Source organism: Methylobacterium pseudosasicola (genome assembly GCF_900114535.1).
GTDB lineage: Bacteria > Pseudomonadota > Alphaproteobacteria > Rhizobiales > Beijerinckiaceae > Methylobacterium > Methylobacterium pseudosasicola.
Genome location: NZ_FOTK01000007.1, coordinates 181,390 through 195,206 on the forward strand (window position 1 = coordinate 181,390; position 13,817 = coordinate 195,206).

Sequence of the window (13,817 nt, forward strand, 5' to 3'; positions counted from 1 at the left end):
AATACTGGGCTGTGAAATCGCCAGGATCACGCAAACGTGACACAAATTCAAAACGGATGCGATTTTTTAAATCGGCGCGATAAGAATAAATTTACTTCATGAACTGCATTTATTTCCTAAAATATAGATCAGTCCGGGTTTAGACACATAGATCGTCTTAGTGCACCCAGGAGTTGCAGATCGAAATGACGCATCTTTGCAATAGGTCCTGTGGTAGGAAAATTTTTGACTGCCTGCACAACTTGTAAATTGCGACTTCCTTGATGAACTCGGTCAAATCTATGCGCCTTTCCCTCAGGACTACTCTCGCCGCGATTTTCGGGTTGTTCGCCCTGCTCGCCGCAGGACAGGGCATCCTGTCGATCATCGAGCTCGCCGACATCCGGAAATCGATGACCGAGATTGCCGGCAACTGGCTGCCCTCGGTGACGCGGATCAACGAGGTCGAAATCGCGGCCTCGGAGGTGCGCATCAAGCAATTTCGCCTGATGACGCTGTCCAACGATCCCGATCATCTCAGGGGGGGCGAGGCTCAAGTCGCGACGACGCTGACGCAGCTGGCAGAGCGGCGCAGGGCCTACGAGGGCCTGATTTCCGGCCCCGACGAGCGGACGCTGTACGACGATTTCGGCAGCCTGTGGAGCCGTTACGAGCGGACGGACGGCGAGATGCGCCGCCTGATCGCGACCGGCAAGCAGGCCGACGCGCTCGCGCTGCTCACCAACGCCGACACGGTCAAGCTCTATGATGATGCGCGCGCGACGCTCGCGCGCCTGGTCGCGGTGAACGAGCGGAATGCGACCCGGGAGGTCGAGATTGCCATGGACCGGGCGAAGACCGCGACTGCGGCCGCCTGGGGCAACGGCCTCCTATCCGTCGTCGCGGCGCTGGCGGCCGCAGCGTTCTGCCGATTCCGCATCTCGCGGCCGATCCAGCACATGACCTCCGCCATGTCTCAGCTTGCGGGCGGCGATACTGGCGTGTCGATTCCGGCCCGGAACCGGCGCGACGAGATCGGCGCGATGGCGGCGGCCGTGGAGGTGTTCAAGGACAACCTGATCCGCACCCGCGCGCTGGAGGCGGAGACCGCGCAGGCGCGGCTCGCCGCCGAGGAGCAGCGTAAGGCCGGTATGCGCCAGATGGCCGACAGCTTCGAGCAGGCGGTCGGCGGCATCATCGGCATGGTGTCGTCCTCGGCCACCGAACTCCAGGCCACCGCGGGCGCGATGTCGGCCATGGCCGGGGAGACTTCCGCCCAGTCCGGCGCGGTGGCTGCTGCCGCCGAAGAAGCCGCCAGCAACGTCAACACCGTCGCCGCCGCGACCGAGGAACTCGGCTCCTCCGTACAGGAGATCGGCCGGCAGATGGACAGCTCGGCCAAGCTCGCGCAGAGCGCGGTCGATGAGGCCGGGCAGACCGGCACGCTGGTCCACGAGCTGAGCAGCGCCGTTGCCCGGATCGGCGACGTGGTCGGGCTGATCTCCTCGATCGCGGGACAGACCAACCTGCTGGCGCTGAACGCGACCATCGAGGCGGCGCGGGCCGGCGATGCCGGGCGGGGCTTCGCCGTGGTGGCTTCCGAGGTGAAGGCCCTGGCCGAGCAAACCGCCAAGGCGACGGAGGAGATCGGCGGCCAGATCGCCCGGGTCCAGGCCTCCACCGGTCAGGCGGTGACGGCGATCAGCTCGATCACCGCGCGGATCCAGGAGATCAGCACCGTGGCGACCTCGATTGCCGCCGCGGTCGAGGAGCAGGGTGCAGCGACGCAGGAGATCGTCCGCAACGTCGGTCAGGCGGCTCAGGGCACCGGCGAGGTCACCAGCAACATCTCGGGCGTCGCCGATGCCGCCGAGGAGACCGGACGGTCAGCGACCCAGGTCCTCGGCGCGGCCTCGGAGCTGTCGCGCCAGTCCGAGCACCTCCGCGCCGAAGTCTCCCGCTTCCTCGACACGGTGCGGGCGGCGTAACGCCTATCGAAGGCGGGACCCGGCTCGTCGGCCGGGTCCCACGAAGCGGAAGCCTCAGGCGGTGTAGGAGCCGCCCTCGCCCCGGCGCTTGGCCATGAAGGCGTCGAACTGCTCGCGGTCCTTGGCCCGCTTCAGCTCCTCGACGAACTCCGCGAAGGCGCGGCTCTCGTCTTCCAGGGCCTTACGCTGCGCTTCGAGCCGATCGAGCTCGGCGCGGCGATAGGCGTCGAACGCGGCGTTGCCGGTGCCGCTGGTATTGGCCGCCTCGAAGGCCCGGGCGAAGCGCGAGGCCGGACGTCCGCTGCCCTCGAAGCCGGCGACGCCCCGACGGGCGGCATCGCGCAGTTCTGCGAAGGCCGGGTAGCCGGCGATCTTCCAGGCGACAAGGGCGAGGCCGATCGGCCACCAGTAGATGAAGCCGACGACGATCGCGCCGATTTCGAGGGAACGACGGGGAAACGGGCCGGAACGGCAGAGCTTGCCGGTCGCCCAGGGAGAGGAGGTTTGCGTGGTCACGGCTTGGCTCCGCTGTTCATGTGAACGGAGTTAACATGCGGGTGCCCGGGCGGCCTTTCAAGACCGGGGGCGCTCGCCCGGCTGCGCGACTCCGTGAACCAGAGCGAGGACCCCGGCGCGGAGCAATTCGTACTTGTCCGGGAAGCCGGGTCCCCGCGGCAAGTGCCCGGCAGCCGAGAGGGTCGCAATGCCGTGGGCCAGAGCCCAGACTTCGAGGGCGATGAATCGGGGCGCAACGCCGCCGAACCCATCCGCAAAGGTCGCCTGCAGGGCCTCGACCAGGAGGTCGAACGGGGACGGCCGCCCGGGGGGCGCCTCCGCCCCGGTCGGCTCGGCGGGGAGGCCGCGGGTCTCGAAGATCGCGGCATAATAGGCCGGCTCCTCTTCGGCGAAGGCCAGGTAGGCTTCGCCCATGCGGGTGAAGCGTTCGAGCGGCGTGCCCCGGGAGGTCAGCGCCCGGGCCAGACGGGCGGCGAGTTCCGCGAAGCCGCGCCCGGCCAGCTCTTCCAGCAGCGCCTCACGACCGCGGAAGTGCCGGTACAGGGCCGCCGGCGTCACCCCGACGAGGCGGGCGGCGTCGACCAGCGCGAAGCCGCCGATCCCGCGCTCGGCGATGAACCGGCGCGCGGCCTCGATCAGGGCCTCCTTGAGGTTCCCGTGGTGATAGCTCCGCCGGTCGCCCGGTCCGTCTCGCCAGGGTCGCAAGTTCTGGTGTCCTCTGCGCGCGCGCAGGCATTACGGTCGAAGCACGGCGTTTGTTGCGGTGGCGAACGGGCGCCGATCGCTTGACCCGCCGCAGAGCCTCTCACACAACTCCCGCTGCGCCGCGTCGTGCGGAACAAGACTCTCCGGGAACGGGCGTTTTGTGAGGTACCCCAAAAGGCGCACCAGGATCGGATCGCGCTCGGCCGAATCGCATCGCCCTCTCCGAAGACGGGCATATCACTGCGGCCTTCGCCAGAGGGAAGACCATTCGGCATGGCTTTCGTGAGTCTGAAAGCATGGCGCACGCGCTCGGCGGAACGCGCCGAGATCGCGTCGCGGTTGAAACGGGACCTGATCGTCGCCCTCGGTCTGACCGAGGCCGACGCGCTGGCGGTGAACGAGATCGCCTGCGCGGATCCCGGCTGCCCGGACATGGAAACGATCGTGCTCGTGATGCGCGCCGGCGCCCCGACCCGGGCTCTGCGGATCCGGCGTCCGATGGATGCGGTGGACGCGCAGGACATCGCCGACCTGGTCCAGCAGGACCGCTCGGGCGAGACCTCTCGATGATGTGACGGACCGCAGCCCCGGGAGCCGCGCCGTCGCGGCAGCGTTTCCCTGTCGTTCGTGTAACGACGACCGGACGGACACCGAAAGTCGACACACAATCGGTGCCGCCGGAGGAAACCCATGACGATGCGCCGCCGCGGCATCCTTGCGCTGGCCTGCTCAGGTCTCGCCGCCTGCCTGTCGCCCGCCCTGGCCGGCGAGACGTTGCCGTTCTCGGCCGCGGCCTTCGAGGCCGCACAGAAGAGCGGCAAGCCGATCCTGGTGGAGGTCAGCGCGCCCTGGTGCCCGATCTGCAAGACCCAGAAGCCGATCCTGGCGCGGCTCGCCGCGGAGCCGCGCTTCAAGGACCTTCAGATCTTCGACATCGACTTCGACAGCCAGAAGGACCTGCTGCGCCGGTTCAACGCGCGCATGCAGAGCACGTTGATCGCCTACAAGGGCGAGACCGAGACCGGCCGCTCGGTGGGCGAGACCCAGCCGGAATGGATCGAGGGTCTGCTGGAGAAGACGCTCTGAACGGCCGCCCTCGACCGATCGACCCAGAAAACCTTCCGGTTTCGTTCAGGCACTGTCCGGCATAGCCGGCTCGCCCCCGTTCCGATTCGTCACGGGGCGAGACGGAGACCGTACCCGGTGACGCGCACCACCCCGCACAACGCTTCCGGACCGAGCGCGATCATCGCGATCCCGGTGCGCAACGAGGTCGAGCGGATCGAGGCCTGCCTCAGAGCCATCGACGCCCAGGTCGGGCTCGCCCCGGGAAGCCTCGGGCTGGTGCTGTTCCTGAACAATTGCACCGACGGGACCGACGCCTTCGTGTCCCGTCTGCTGCCGACGCTCTCGATACCGGTGCGGGTCGAGACCGAGGATTTTTCCGGCGCGCATGCCGGCTGGGCCCGGCGCAAAGCCATGGATGCGGCGGCGGACTGGCTGGGGGATGCGGGGAATGCGGGGATGATCCTGTCGACGGATGCGGATAGCCGCGTGCCGCCGAACTGGGTCGCCCGCAACCGCGCCGCCATCGAGGCCGGCGCCGACGCGGTGGCCGGGCGGGTCGAGCTGGACGCCGCGGAAGCTGCTTTGCTGCCGCCGTCCCTGCCCGCCCGCGGCCGCCTTGAGGACATCTACGACGCCCTGATCACCGAGGCCGAGGCCCGGATCGATCCGGATCCGCACGATCCCTGGCCCTGCCACCGGACCGCGATCGGCGCGACCCTGGCGGTGACCCGCACGGCCTATCTGGCAGTCGGCGGCATGCCGGAGATCCCGCTCGGCGAGGATGGCGCCTTCATCGCGCGGCTGATCGAGCACGGCTTGCGCGTCCGGCACGCCACCGATGTCTGCGTGACCATCTCGGCCTGGCTCACTGGCCGCGCCCCGGGCGGGGTCGCCGACACGATCCGCTCCCGCTGCGAGGAGCCGGACGCCCTATGCGATGCCCGAATGGAGACCTTCCCCCGGGTGGTGCGCCGCTACCTCTGGCGGCGGCGGTTCCGGCGCCTGCACGGCAAGGGCAGCCTGCGCGCGAACCCGGCCTGGGCTCGCGCCATCGGGATCGCCCCCGCTGAAGCCGGCCGGATCGCCGCGCTTCCGCTCGGGCAGGCCATCGCGGAGGCCGAGCGCGCGAGCCCGCGCCTGGTGTACCGCCCGATCGGCCCACGCCAGCTCCCGGGCCAGATCCGGCTGGCGCGGGTCGGCGTCGCGGCAATCCGGCTGGTACAGCGCGTCGCCGGCCTGGCCCGGTCGGCCGCGGACTCGGCGACACCCGGGCGTCCGGTCGCCGATCCGCGCGGTGGGCAGATCTGATCCCAAGCCCCGTCCAATCCTTGGCGTCATCCCCTCGGCATTCGAGGATTGACAGTGCGCCAGGCTGCTACGCGCGCAACGGCACTGCCAGACGCCGCGAGTCCTCCGGCCGGTAAGTGCCTTTCGGGACCGCGCCCCAGCCTGCGCCCTGGGCGACGAGGTCGCGCGGCGCGAAGCCGAAGCGCTGGCGGAACGCGCGGCTGAAGGTCGCCGGATCGGTGAAGCCGCAACTCACCATGATCGACCCGATCCGGGCGCCGGTTGTCTGCATCATCACGATCCGGTCGTGGGCGCGGTCGAGCCGCGCATCGCGGATCGTGGCCGCGATCCCCTCCCCGCCGGCAAAGGCCGCGTAGAGGCGGCTGCGCGAGACCTGCAGGGCTTCGGCAAGGGCATTCGGACCGAAGTCGGGCTCGTGCAGCCGACGCTGGATATGCGCGAGCGCCAACGAGCGCAGTGCCTCCGTCGAAAGCTCACCAGTGCCGGGCTCGGATTGCCCGTGGAGGATGCCCCGGAGCAGGTGCAGCACGCCTTCGACGGCGATACCGGTCTCCGCGTCCGACATGTCGGAAACCGACGTCGCCAGCGAGCCGAGATAGGCCTTCAGCAGCCCGTTCAGCGGCGTGTTGCCGAGCTTGCGCCCCGCGACATCCTGCGGATTCCCGACCTGCTCCAGGAAGGCGGCGCGCGACACCATCAGGCGGATCTCCTCGTAGCCGTCCCGGCTTCCGGCAGCGCCCGGCTGGCCCATCGCGCGGAACGCGACGTCGCCGGTGCGCAGGAGCGTGCCGTTGTTGCCCTGCTCGACATAGCCCTGCCCGGCGGTGATCAGCATGATCGAGATCTCGTCGCCCCCGTCGCGGCGGATGTGCCGCGCCGCGCGTTCGACATCGATCGGGCCGCTGACGGTGCGCATGATCGTGCCGTGTGCGGACGCCGCGAGCATGCGGCTGGCCGAGAAGGGTACGATGGAGTCGAACGCCGTGATATCCCCGGCCGGCATTACGGTATCGCACCAATACTCGAACGCGTTGCTTGGCTTTACGGCGTCCGTCGACTGAATAAGTATCGGGACTGTATGTTTGACATTCACGAGACCCTCACGTCGTAAACCATCCTGCAGACCAAAAATCGCCCCGGTTAAGCTTGCATGACGCATGCCGTTCCAAATCCGGCAGCTCCATGCCATCGGCCAAGAAGTCCCCGCGTTAGGCAAATTGTCTTGCCGCCGGATGCGGTTTTTTTATGGGCCGCGCGCTGGCCCGAAGCGGTGCCCGAACGCACGCCAGATCGGCAGGCCCCCGGAGATCAACGCGGATCGGCCCGACCGGCTTGCGCAGCTTTGCCTGACTCGATCCTGCAAGCGACGAAGCCGTGCCGGTGTTAGCCGGCGCCCTGGGCGACGAGGTCCCGGGGTGAGAGGCCGAAGCGCCGGCGGAACGCGCGGCTGAAGGCGGCCGGATCGGTGAAGCCGCAGCTCGCCATGATCGAGGCAATCCGGGCGCCGGTGTTCCGCATCATCACGATCCGATCGTGGGCGCGGTCGAGCCGCGCGTCGCGGATCGTCGCCGCGATCCCCTGCCCGCCGGCGAAGGCCGCGTAGAGGCGGCTGCGGGAGACCCGCAGGGAGGCGGCCAGGGCGTTCGGGCTGAATTCGGGTTCGTGCAGGCGCCGCTGAATATGGGCGAGCGCCAGGGAGCGCACCGCCTCGGCGGAGAGCTCGCCATCGGCCGGCGCGGTCCGCCCGTGGATCACGCCGCGGAGCAGATGCAGCATGCCTTCGACGGCGATACCGGTCTCCGCTTCCGACATGTTGGAAACCGACGTCGTGAACGCGTTCAGATAGGCCGACAGCAGCCCACGCGCGGGCGTCGCGCCGAGCTTGCGACCGACCAGGTCCTGCGTGTTGCCGACCTGCGCCAGGAAAGTGGCGCGCGGCACCACGAGGCGGATCTCCTCGTAGCCTTTCCGGCTGCCGGCGGCCCCAGGCTGGCCCATGGCGTGGAACGCCACGTCGCCGGCCCGTAAGAGCGTGCCGTGGTTGCCCTGCTCGACATAGCCCTCGCCCGCCACGATCAGCATGATCGACATCTCGTCGCGACCATCCCGGCGGATGTGGCGCATGTCGCGGTCGACACCGATCGGGCCGCTGACGGTGCGGAGGAGCGTTCCATGCGCGGAGGCCGCAACCATGCGACTGGCCGAGAATGGCGCAATCGGGTCGAACGGCGTGATGTCCGCAGCGGACATCACCGTATCGCGCCAGTACGCGAACGCCTTGGGCTGCTCGACGGAGCCCGTCTCAGCGATGAAGACCGGGACTTTATCCTTGCCACGCACGGTGCGCTCGCCTCGCAACGCTCGAACCGTCCCGGATGTCTTACCGGCTCCAGCTAGAGCGATCACGGCGTCTCAGATCCAACGACTCTGCGCAATCGACCAAGCGGCCGATGCATGAGGCTTGCTGTCCTGGCGCCGCCCAGGGCAATCCTATGTGACGGCCCCCTGGCCAACGCGGTGCTCGATCGCACGCAAGGGCGGCACCGCTGCATCGGCCGGATGACCAATCTGCCGCGCGAGCGCCGCCCCAGACCCGATCAGTCGCACCCCTGCGCGATGAGGTCCCGGGGTGACAGGCCGAAGCGCTGGCGGAACGCGCGGCTGAAGGCGGCCGGGTCGGTGAAGCCGCAACTCGCCATGATCGACGCGATCCGGGCGCCCGCCTTCCGCATCATCACGATCCGGTCGTGGGCGCGGTTGAGACGTGCCTCGCGGATCGTGGCCGCGATCCCCTCCCCGCCGGCGAAGGCCGCGTAGAGGCGGCTGCGGGAGACCCGAAGGTCCGCCGCCAGGGTATCCGGCCCGAATTCGGGATCGTGCAGGCGATGCTCGATCCGCGCCAGCGCCAGGGAGCGGAGCGCGTTGACCGAGAGTTCACCATCCGCCTGCGCGTTCCGGCCGTTGATGACGCCGCGCAGCAGATGGAGCGCGCCTTCGACGGCGATGCCGGTCTCCGAATCCGACATCTGAGCGACAGACTCCGCGAAGGTGCGCATATAGGCGGCGAAGAGCTGGTTCAGCGGGCCGGCGGCGAATTTCCGGGCGGCGAAATCGTCGACGTTGCCGACCTGGGCCAAGAAGGTGGCCCGGGGCACCGTGAGGCGGATCTCCTCGAATTCGGTCAGGGCTCCCGCAGCGCCGGGCCGTCCCCAGGTCTGAAAGCTGATGTCGCCGGGGCCGAGCAGCGAACCGTTGTTGACCTGCTCCAGGTAACCGCTCCCGTGAAGGATCAGCATGATGCCGACTTCGTCGCGGCCATCCTGGCGCAGATGGAGAGGCCGACGTTCCAGACTGTACGGGCTGCTGACCGTGTGAAAGATCGCGCCGTGGCTCGAGGACGCGACCAGACGCGAGGCCGAGAACGGCTTGGCCGAATCAAGCTGCGACAGATCCGTGCCGGTGACGACCGTGCTGCGCCAATAGTCGAACGCTTGTTTCGGCTCGACGGAATCGGTCGTTCCGAAAAAGATCGGGACCGTTTTCTTGGCGTTCACGGTGGATCTGCCTCAAGGTCCCGGGTCTGAGCCCAGGTGATCGCTCGCCTCGGCGAGCGCGGACCTAGAGTCTCAGATCGAACATCCGCAGGCAATAGGAAAGCACAGGCTGACTGAAGACGGCCAATGCTGCTTGCACACTGCTTTTTCAATCGCTGGCATTCGTCATCGATCACTTTTTACTTGGAATAAATCAAATACTTAATCGTACATAGATTGAATTGCCGAATAAGAACCACCTCGAAATCATATTTCAGGGCAAATTTTAAGTTGCACGGATGGGTTGAAGGCTTTGAGTCATTTATCGGTTTTCGTTAATAGAAAGCTCGCAAAACCACAGAACGGCATATGATATTTTTGGCAAAATTCAGCATTTTAAGTAAGTAAATCAAACCATATCCTCACGGATTTGAGTGCACGGTTTCATTATCTCGCCCATCTTCGGTCAACCTGTGGATGGGGCGTGTATCGCAAGCAATCCAGCCATCTGCCGATGATGCCCCTCCTACGAACCCGTGATCGAAGCCGTCTTCGCGATCGATCGATGCTCGGCGTCTCGATGGCCCAGGGATCACCACGGGCCGGATCGCCGCGCCATTCTCACGCCGAATCCAATCCGATCAGCCGGCGCCCTGAGCGACGAGGTCCCGCGGCGAGAGGCCGAAGCGTTGGCGGAACGCGCGGCTGAAGGCGGCCGGATCGGTGAAGCCGCAGCTCGCCATGATCGAGGCGATCCGGGCGCCGGTCTTGCGCATCATCACGAGCCGGTCGTGGGCACGGTCGAGCCGCGCGTCGCGGATCGTCGCCGCGACGCCCTCCCCGCCGGCGAAGGCGGCGTAGAGGCGGCTGCGGGAGACCCGCAGAGAGGCGGCCAGGGCGTTCGGGCTGAATTCGGGATCGTGCAGGCGCCGCTGGATATGGGCGAGCGCCAGGGAGCGCACCGCCTCGGAGGAGAGCTCTCCGTCATCGCGCGCCTCCTGCCCGTTGATGACGCCGCGCAGCAGGTAAAGCGCCCCCTCGACGGCGATGCCGCTCTCCGCGACCGACATGTGCTGAACGGACTTGGCGAAGGTCTGCAGATAAGTGGAAAACATCCCGCTCAGCGGCGACGCGGCCAGCTTTCGGCCGCCGAAATCGTACATGTTGCCGACCTGCTCGAGGAAGGTGGCGCGGGGCACCGTGAGGCGCAGCTCCTCGAAATTGTCGAGGCCGGCCCCGGCCCCCGGCCGGTCCCAGGCATGGAAGGTGATGTCGCCGGCTTGCAGCAGCGCCCCGTTGTTGCCCTGCTCGATATAGCCGCTCCCGCGTCGAATCAGCATGATGCCGACCTCTTCACGCCCGTCGCGGCGCACATGCTGCGCGGTGCGCTCCAGGCTGTAGGGGTCGCTGACCGTGCGGGAGATCGCGCCATGCGCGGAAGCCACGATCGTTCGAGCCGCCGAGAATGGCAGGGCCGGATCGATCGGCACGACCTCCGTTCCGACCATGACGGTATTGCGCCAATAGTCGAAGGCCTGCTTTTGCTCTACGGACTCAGTCGTTTGAACGAAAAACGGGATTTTATCCTTGTTGTTCACGGAAAATATTGATCCCGCAATTTTAGATTTAGGTGAAAGCTATTAGTCGTTAATGCAACAGCAGGCTTACAATTTCAGATCCGACAACAATAAGCAACAGGCAGGCCAAGGGCCGCAAAAATGCCTTTTCGTGCAAAAATCTCGCTTTTGGGCCGCTCCGTACACAAATCGGACGCCTCAAAGAAATAAAATTGATCGATCTATCGATGGATATCAGATTAAATGAATAAGGATAATTGCTCCTCTAATAACATACATGCGTCAAAATTCCGCACTTAGGAGCAGAAACACCTCAGCACTTCGCGACATGAGCCCGCCAACGGGGCGCAAGGCCGAACCGAGTGCGGACCCCGCCACAGAGAAATGCCGGGTCGGCGTGGCGGCAACGCCTCAGGATCGACCCGCGCCGCGGGTTCCCCGTCACGGCCCGCGCGACGGCTCGGCATCGGCGAAGCGCAGCACCAAGGCGCGGCCGGAAGCGGGGGGGCTCGTGAGAGTTCCGCGGAACCGGGCCGTCTCGGCGGTACCGAGCACCGCCCGGGGCGCAGCCACCGGAAAGGTCCGGACCACGCGACCGCCGGCATCGCGGATCTCGGCGCTCAGGGCCGAGACCGGCATGTCGGTCCGGGCGATCCCGACGAGATCCCCCTCGATCACCAGTTCCGCCGGCCGGCCGTCCTCGGCGGGGTTGCTGAACGCCACCACGTCGCGGATCTCGATGCCCCGGACATTCACCGGCAGCCCGACCCGGGCGAACAAGGCGGCGCTCTGCGGGACGACCCGGACCACGCTGGTTCGGGCCAAGCACAGGAGCGGCAGAGCCGCCAGCAGCGTCAGGCCCACGGCCAGGGAGGGTGACAGGCCCGGGATACCGCGCCAGCCCTCGCGGGTCGTCGGGCGCACCGGAGCCCGGCGGCGGGTGGGCGGTGCCTCGGACGTGTCGGAGGCCGCCCGGACGGTGGCCGAAGCCTCCTGCCAAGCGGCATCGGCCACCGGGTCCGGCTCCGCCTCGCTGGTCTCCGCCAGTTCCGCTTCATGGCCGGCCAGCACGTCGGCGGGGGTGATGAACCAGGTCTCGCGGCAGGCGGCGCAGCGGACCGAGCGTCCGTCCATGCCGACCTTGCCGGCCTCAAGCCGGTACTCGCTCGCGCAGCTCGGGCAGACGATCAGCATACGCGCGCCATTCGTTCCATCGGGGACCGTTTCCGATCGGACAGGCCGCAGCCGGACTGCACATCAGTTGCGAAACCGTGCCTGAACAGGGTTAAGCGTCGGTGAAACGGCACCGGCCTTGAAAACGCCCGCCCATCCGGCGATTTCCGAACCATGGATCGGCGAAACCCGGCACGGCTTTGAACGTACAGGCGAGCATGAAGAGCCTGCTGCCCGGCGCGGAGCGGCCGGTGGTGCAGTTCGAGAATGTCGGCATGCGCTACGGCCTCGGGCCGGAGGTGCTGTCGGATGTGAGCTTCCGGATCGCGCCGCGCTCGTTCCAGTTCCTCACGGGCCCGTCGGGCGCCGGCAAGACGACGCTGCTGCGCCTGATCCTGCTGTCCGTGCGCCCGACCCGGGGCCTCGTCTCGATCTTCGGCGAGGAAGTGAGCGGCATCTCGGCCAAGGCGCTCACCGGTCTGCGGCGGCGCATGGGCGTGGTGTTCCAGGATTTTCGCCTGCTCGATCACCTCACCACCTACGAGAACGTAGCGCTGCCGCTGCGCGTCCAGGGCCGGTCCGAGGCGAGCTACCGCGCCGAAGTGGTCGAGCTGCTGCGTTGGGTCGGGCTCGGCGAGCGCATGCATGCCCTGCCGCCGCTCCTGTCGGGCGGCGAGAAGCAGCGCGCCGCCATCGCTCGGGCGCTGATCGCCCGGCCGGACCTGCTGCTCGCCGACGAGCCCACCGGCAACGTCGATCCCGGGCTCGGGCGCCGGCTGCTGCGGTTGTTCCTGGAACTCAACAAGCTCGGAACCTCGGTTATCATCGCCACCCACGATTTCGGCATCATGGACGCCGTCGACGCCCGCCGCATGGTGCTGGGCGAAGGCCGGCTGCGGATCGAGGAATGAGCGCGCCGGCCACCACCCGGGCCCAGGCCGAGTCCCCGTCCGGTTCTGCCGATCCGAGCCTGCCGACGAACCTGCGCCGCAACGCCGCCCTCGTCCCCACCGACACCGCGGCCGGACGCTCGCTCGCGGCGGTGATCGCGATCCTGACCTTCCTGGCCGGCCTCTGCGCCGGCGCCGCCGAGATCGTCGCCACCAATGCCGGGCAATGGCAGGGCGACGTCGCCCAGGAGGTGACGATCCAGGTGCGGCCCGGTCCCGGCCGGGACGTTGATGCCGACGTGGCCCGGGCCGAGACGATCGCCAAATCCGAGCCCGGGATCGCCGAGGCGCGCGTCTTCTCCAAGGCGGAGGCCGAGCGGCTGCTGGAACCCTGGCTCGGCAGCGGCCTCGACCTGTCCGACCTGCCGGTCCCACGCCTGATCGCCCTCAAGCTCGCCGACAACCGGAGCGCGGACCTGAAGCGCCTGCGCACCCGCCTTACAGAGGCCCTCCCCGGCGTGGCGAGCCTCGACGACCACGCCCTCTGGCTTCAGCGGCTCTCCACCGCCGCCAACGCCTTCGTAGGCATCGGCATCGGCATGGTGGTGCTGGTGCTGGTCGCCACCGGACTCGCCGTGACCTTCGCGACGCGGGGCGCCATGGCGGGCAACCGCGAGGTGGTGGAGGTGCTCCATTTCGTCGGTGCCGACGACGATTACATCGCCCGCGCCTTCCAGCGCCGGTTCTTCGGGCTGGGCCTGCGCGGCGGCGCGATCGGCGCCGGTTTGGCGATCCTCGCCTTCGCGATCGCCGGCCTGCTCGCCCGGGCGGCCCGCTCGGGTCCGGCCGGCCAGGAGGTCGAGGCCCTGTTCGGCGCCTTCCAGGTCGGGCTGCGCGGCTATGCCAGCGTGATCCTGATCGGGGTGATCGCGTCGCTCGTGACGGGGGTGGTGTCTCGGATCACCGTGCGGCGGTTCCTCTCCTGACCGTGCAACAACATGAGCAGACAGGGGAAACAGGGGGTCTCGGCACAACGTTAACGATTGGGAAAGGTTATCGCAGCGGTGTGGATGGGGCCGA

13 protein-coding genes are annotated in these 13,817 nt (G+C 67.6%); 6 read left to right on the plus strand and 7 right to left on the minus strand.

The window, feature by feature from the left end:
* Window positions 1–281 precede the first annotated feature (281 nt).
* Window positions 282–1,967 carry a methyl-accepting chemotaxis protein gene (locus tag BM228_RS09855; RefSeq protein ID WP_092039436.1) on the plus strand — a complete coding sequence of 562 codons (1,686 nt, stop codon included), beginning with the start codon at window positions 282–284 and terminating at the stop codon, window positions 1,965–1,967.
* Between the two features lie 54 nt (window positions 1,968–2,021).
* Here BM228_RS09855 and BM228_RS09860 read toward each other — a convergent pair whose 3' ends face one another.
* Together BM228_RS09860 and BM228_RS09865 are read right to left on the minus strand one after the other, a co-directional pair.
* The gene (locus BM228_RS09860; protein WP_092039437.1) at window positions 2,022–2,483 is read right to left on the minus strand and encodes a DUF2852 domain-containing protein; all 462 of its coding nucleotides are present in this window, start codon (window positions 2,481–2,483) and stop codon (window positions 2,022–2,024) included.
* A gap of 57 nt (window positions 2,484–2,540) precedes the next feature.
* Entirely contained in the window at window positions 2,541–3,188 is a 648-nt protein-coding gene (locus tag BM228_RS09865) for a TetR/AcrR family transcriptional regulator (protein ID WP_092039439.1), read from the minus strand.
* Between the two features lie 273 nt (window positions 3,189–3,461).
* Between BM228_RS09865 and BM228_RS09870 the strand changes: the two genes are divergently transcribed.
* The 3 genes from BM228_RS09870 to BM228_RS09880 all read left to right on the plus strand — a co-directional run bounded on the left by BM228_RS09870 (window position 3,462) and on the right by BM228_RS09880 (window position 5,564).
* A complete protein-coding gene (locus BM228_RS09870) occupies window positions 3,462–3,758 on the plus strand; it encodes a hypothetical protein (RefSeq protein ID WP_092039441.1) in 297 nt (98 codons plus the stop codon).
* Between the two features lie 120 nt (window positions 3,759–3,878).
* Window positions 3,879–4,274: a thioredoxin family protein gene (locus BM228_RS09875; RefSeq protein WP_092039443.1), complete on the plus strand. Its 396-nt coding sequence runs from the start codon at window positions 3,879–3,881 to the stop codon at window positions 4,272–4,274.
* Between the two features lie 117 nt (window positions 4,275–4,391).
* Window positions 4,392–5,564, plus strand: coding sequence for a glycosyltransferase family 2 protein (locus BM228_RS09880; RefSeq protein WP_092039445.1), 1,173 nt, complete (start codon window positions 4,392–4,394; stop codon window positions 5,562–5,564).
* 67 nt (window positions 5,565–5,631) lie between these two features.
* Here BM228_RS09880 and BM228_RS09885 read toward each other — a convergent pair whose 3' ends face one another.
* From BM228_RS09885 to BM228_RS09905, 5 genes are all read right to left on the minus strand, one after another.
* Window positions 5,632–6,567, minus strand: coding sequence for a helix-turn-helix domain-containing protein (locus tag BM228_RS09885; protein ID WP_244537082.1), 936 nt, complete (start codon window positions 6,565–6,567; stop codon window positions 5,632–5,634).
* A gap of 380 nt (window positions 6,568–6,947) precedes the next feature.
* Complete coding sequence (locus BM228_RS09890) at window positions 6,948–7,904, minus strand: helix-turn-helix domain-containing protein (protein WP_092039516.1); 957 nt, start codon at window positions 7,902–7,904, stop codon at window positions 6,948–6,950.
* A 257-nt stretch (window positions 7,905–8,161) separates the two neighbouring features.
* The gene (locus tag BM228_RS09895; protein WP_092039449.1) at window positions 8,162–9,118 is read right to left on the minus strand and encodes a helix-turn-helix domain-containing protein; all 957 of its coding nucleotides are present in this window, start codon (window positions 9,116–9,118) and stop codon (window positions 8,162–8,164) included.
* A gap of 620 nt (window positions 9,119–9,738) precedes the next feature.
* Complete coding sequence (locus BM228_RS09900) at window positions 9,739–10,605, minus strand: helix-turn-helix domain-containing protein (protein ID WP_244537083.1); 867 nt, start codon at window positions 10,603–10,605, stop codon at window positions 9,739–9,741.
* Between the two features lie 510 nt (window positions 10,606–11,115).
* Window positions 11,116–11,868 carry a zinc-ribbon domain-containing protein gene (locus BM228_RS09905; protein ID WP_092039452.1) on the minus strand — a complete coding sequence of 251 codons (753 nt, stop codon included), beginning with the start codon at window positions 11,866–11,868 and terminating at the stop codon, window positions 11,116–11,118.
* Between the two features lie 197 nt (window positions 11,869–12,065).
* Here BM228_RS09905 and ftsE point away from each other — a divergent pair, with 197 nt between their 5' ends.
* Together ftsE and BM228_RS09915 are read left to right on the plus strand one after the other, a co-directional pair.
* Entirely contained in the window at window positions 12,066–12,758 is a 693-nt protein-coding gene (ftsE, locus tag BM228_RS09910) for a cell division ATP-binding protein FtsE (RefSeq protein ID WP_058193336.1), read from the plus strand.
* Window positions 12,755–13,723 (plus strand): cell division protein FtsX, encoded by a 969-nt coding sequence (locus tag BM228_RS09915; RefSeq protein WP_092039453.1) that lies wholly within the window; start codon window positions 12,755–12,757, stop codon window positions 13,721–13,723. Before ftsE ends, BM228_RS09915 begins: the two co-directional genes overlap by 4 nt.
* Window positions 13,724–13,817 lie beyond the last annotated feature (94 nt).

Bases quoted from the DNA above. Each gene is read 5' to 3' on its own strand.
- BM228_RS09855 (WP_092039436.1), top strand. From the start codon at position 282: ATGCGCCTTTCCCTCAGGACTACTCTCGCCGCGATTTTCGGGTTGTTC.
- BM228_RS09870 (WP_092039441.1), top strand. From the start codon at position 3,462: ATGGCTTTCGTGAGTCTGAAAGCATGGCGCACGCGCTCGGCGGAACGC.
- BM228_RS09875 (WP_092039443.1), top strand. From the start codon at position 3,879: ATGACGATGCGCCGCCGCGGCATCCTTGCGCTGGCCTGCTCAGGTCTC.
- BM228_RS09885 (WP_244537082.1), bottom strand. From the start codon at position 6,567: ATGCCGGCCGGGGATATCACGGCGTTCGACTCCATCGTACCCTTCTCG.
- BM228_RS09900 (WP_244537083.1), bottom strand. From the start codon at position 10,605: ATGGTCGGAACGGAGGTCGTGCCGATCGATCCGGCCCTGCCATTCTCG.
- BM228_RS09905 (WP_092039452.1), bottom strand. From the start codon at position 11,868: ATGCTGATCGTCTGCCCGAGCTGCGCGAGCGAGTACCGGCTTGAGGCC.
- ftsE (WP_058193336.1), top strand. From the start codon at position 12,066: ATGAAGAGCCTGCTGCCCGGCGCGGAGCGGCCGGTGGTGCAGTTCGAG.
- BM228_RS09915 (WP_092039453.1), top strand. From the start codon at position 12,755: ATGAGCGCGCCGGCCACCACCCGGGCCCAGGCCGAGTCCCCGTCCGGT.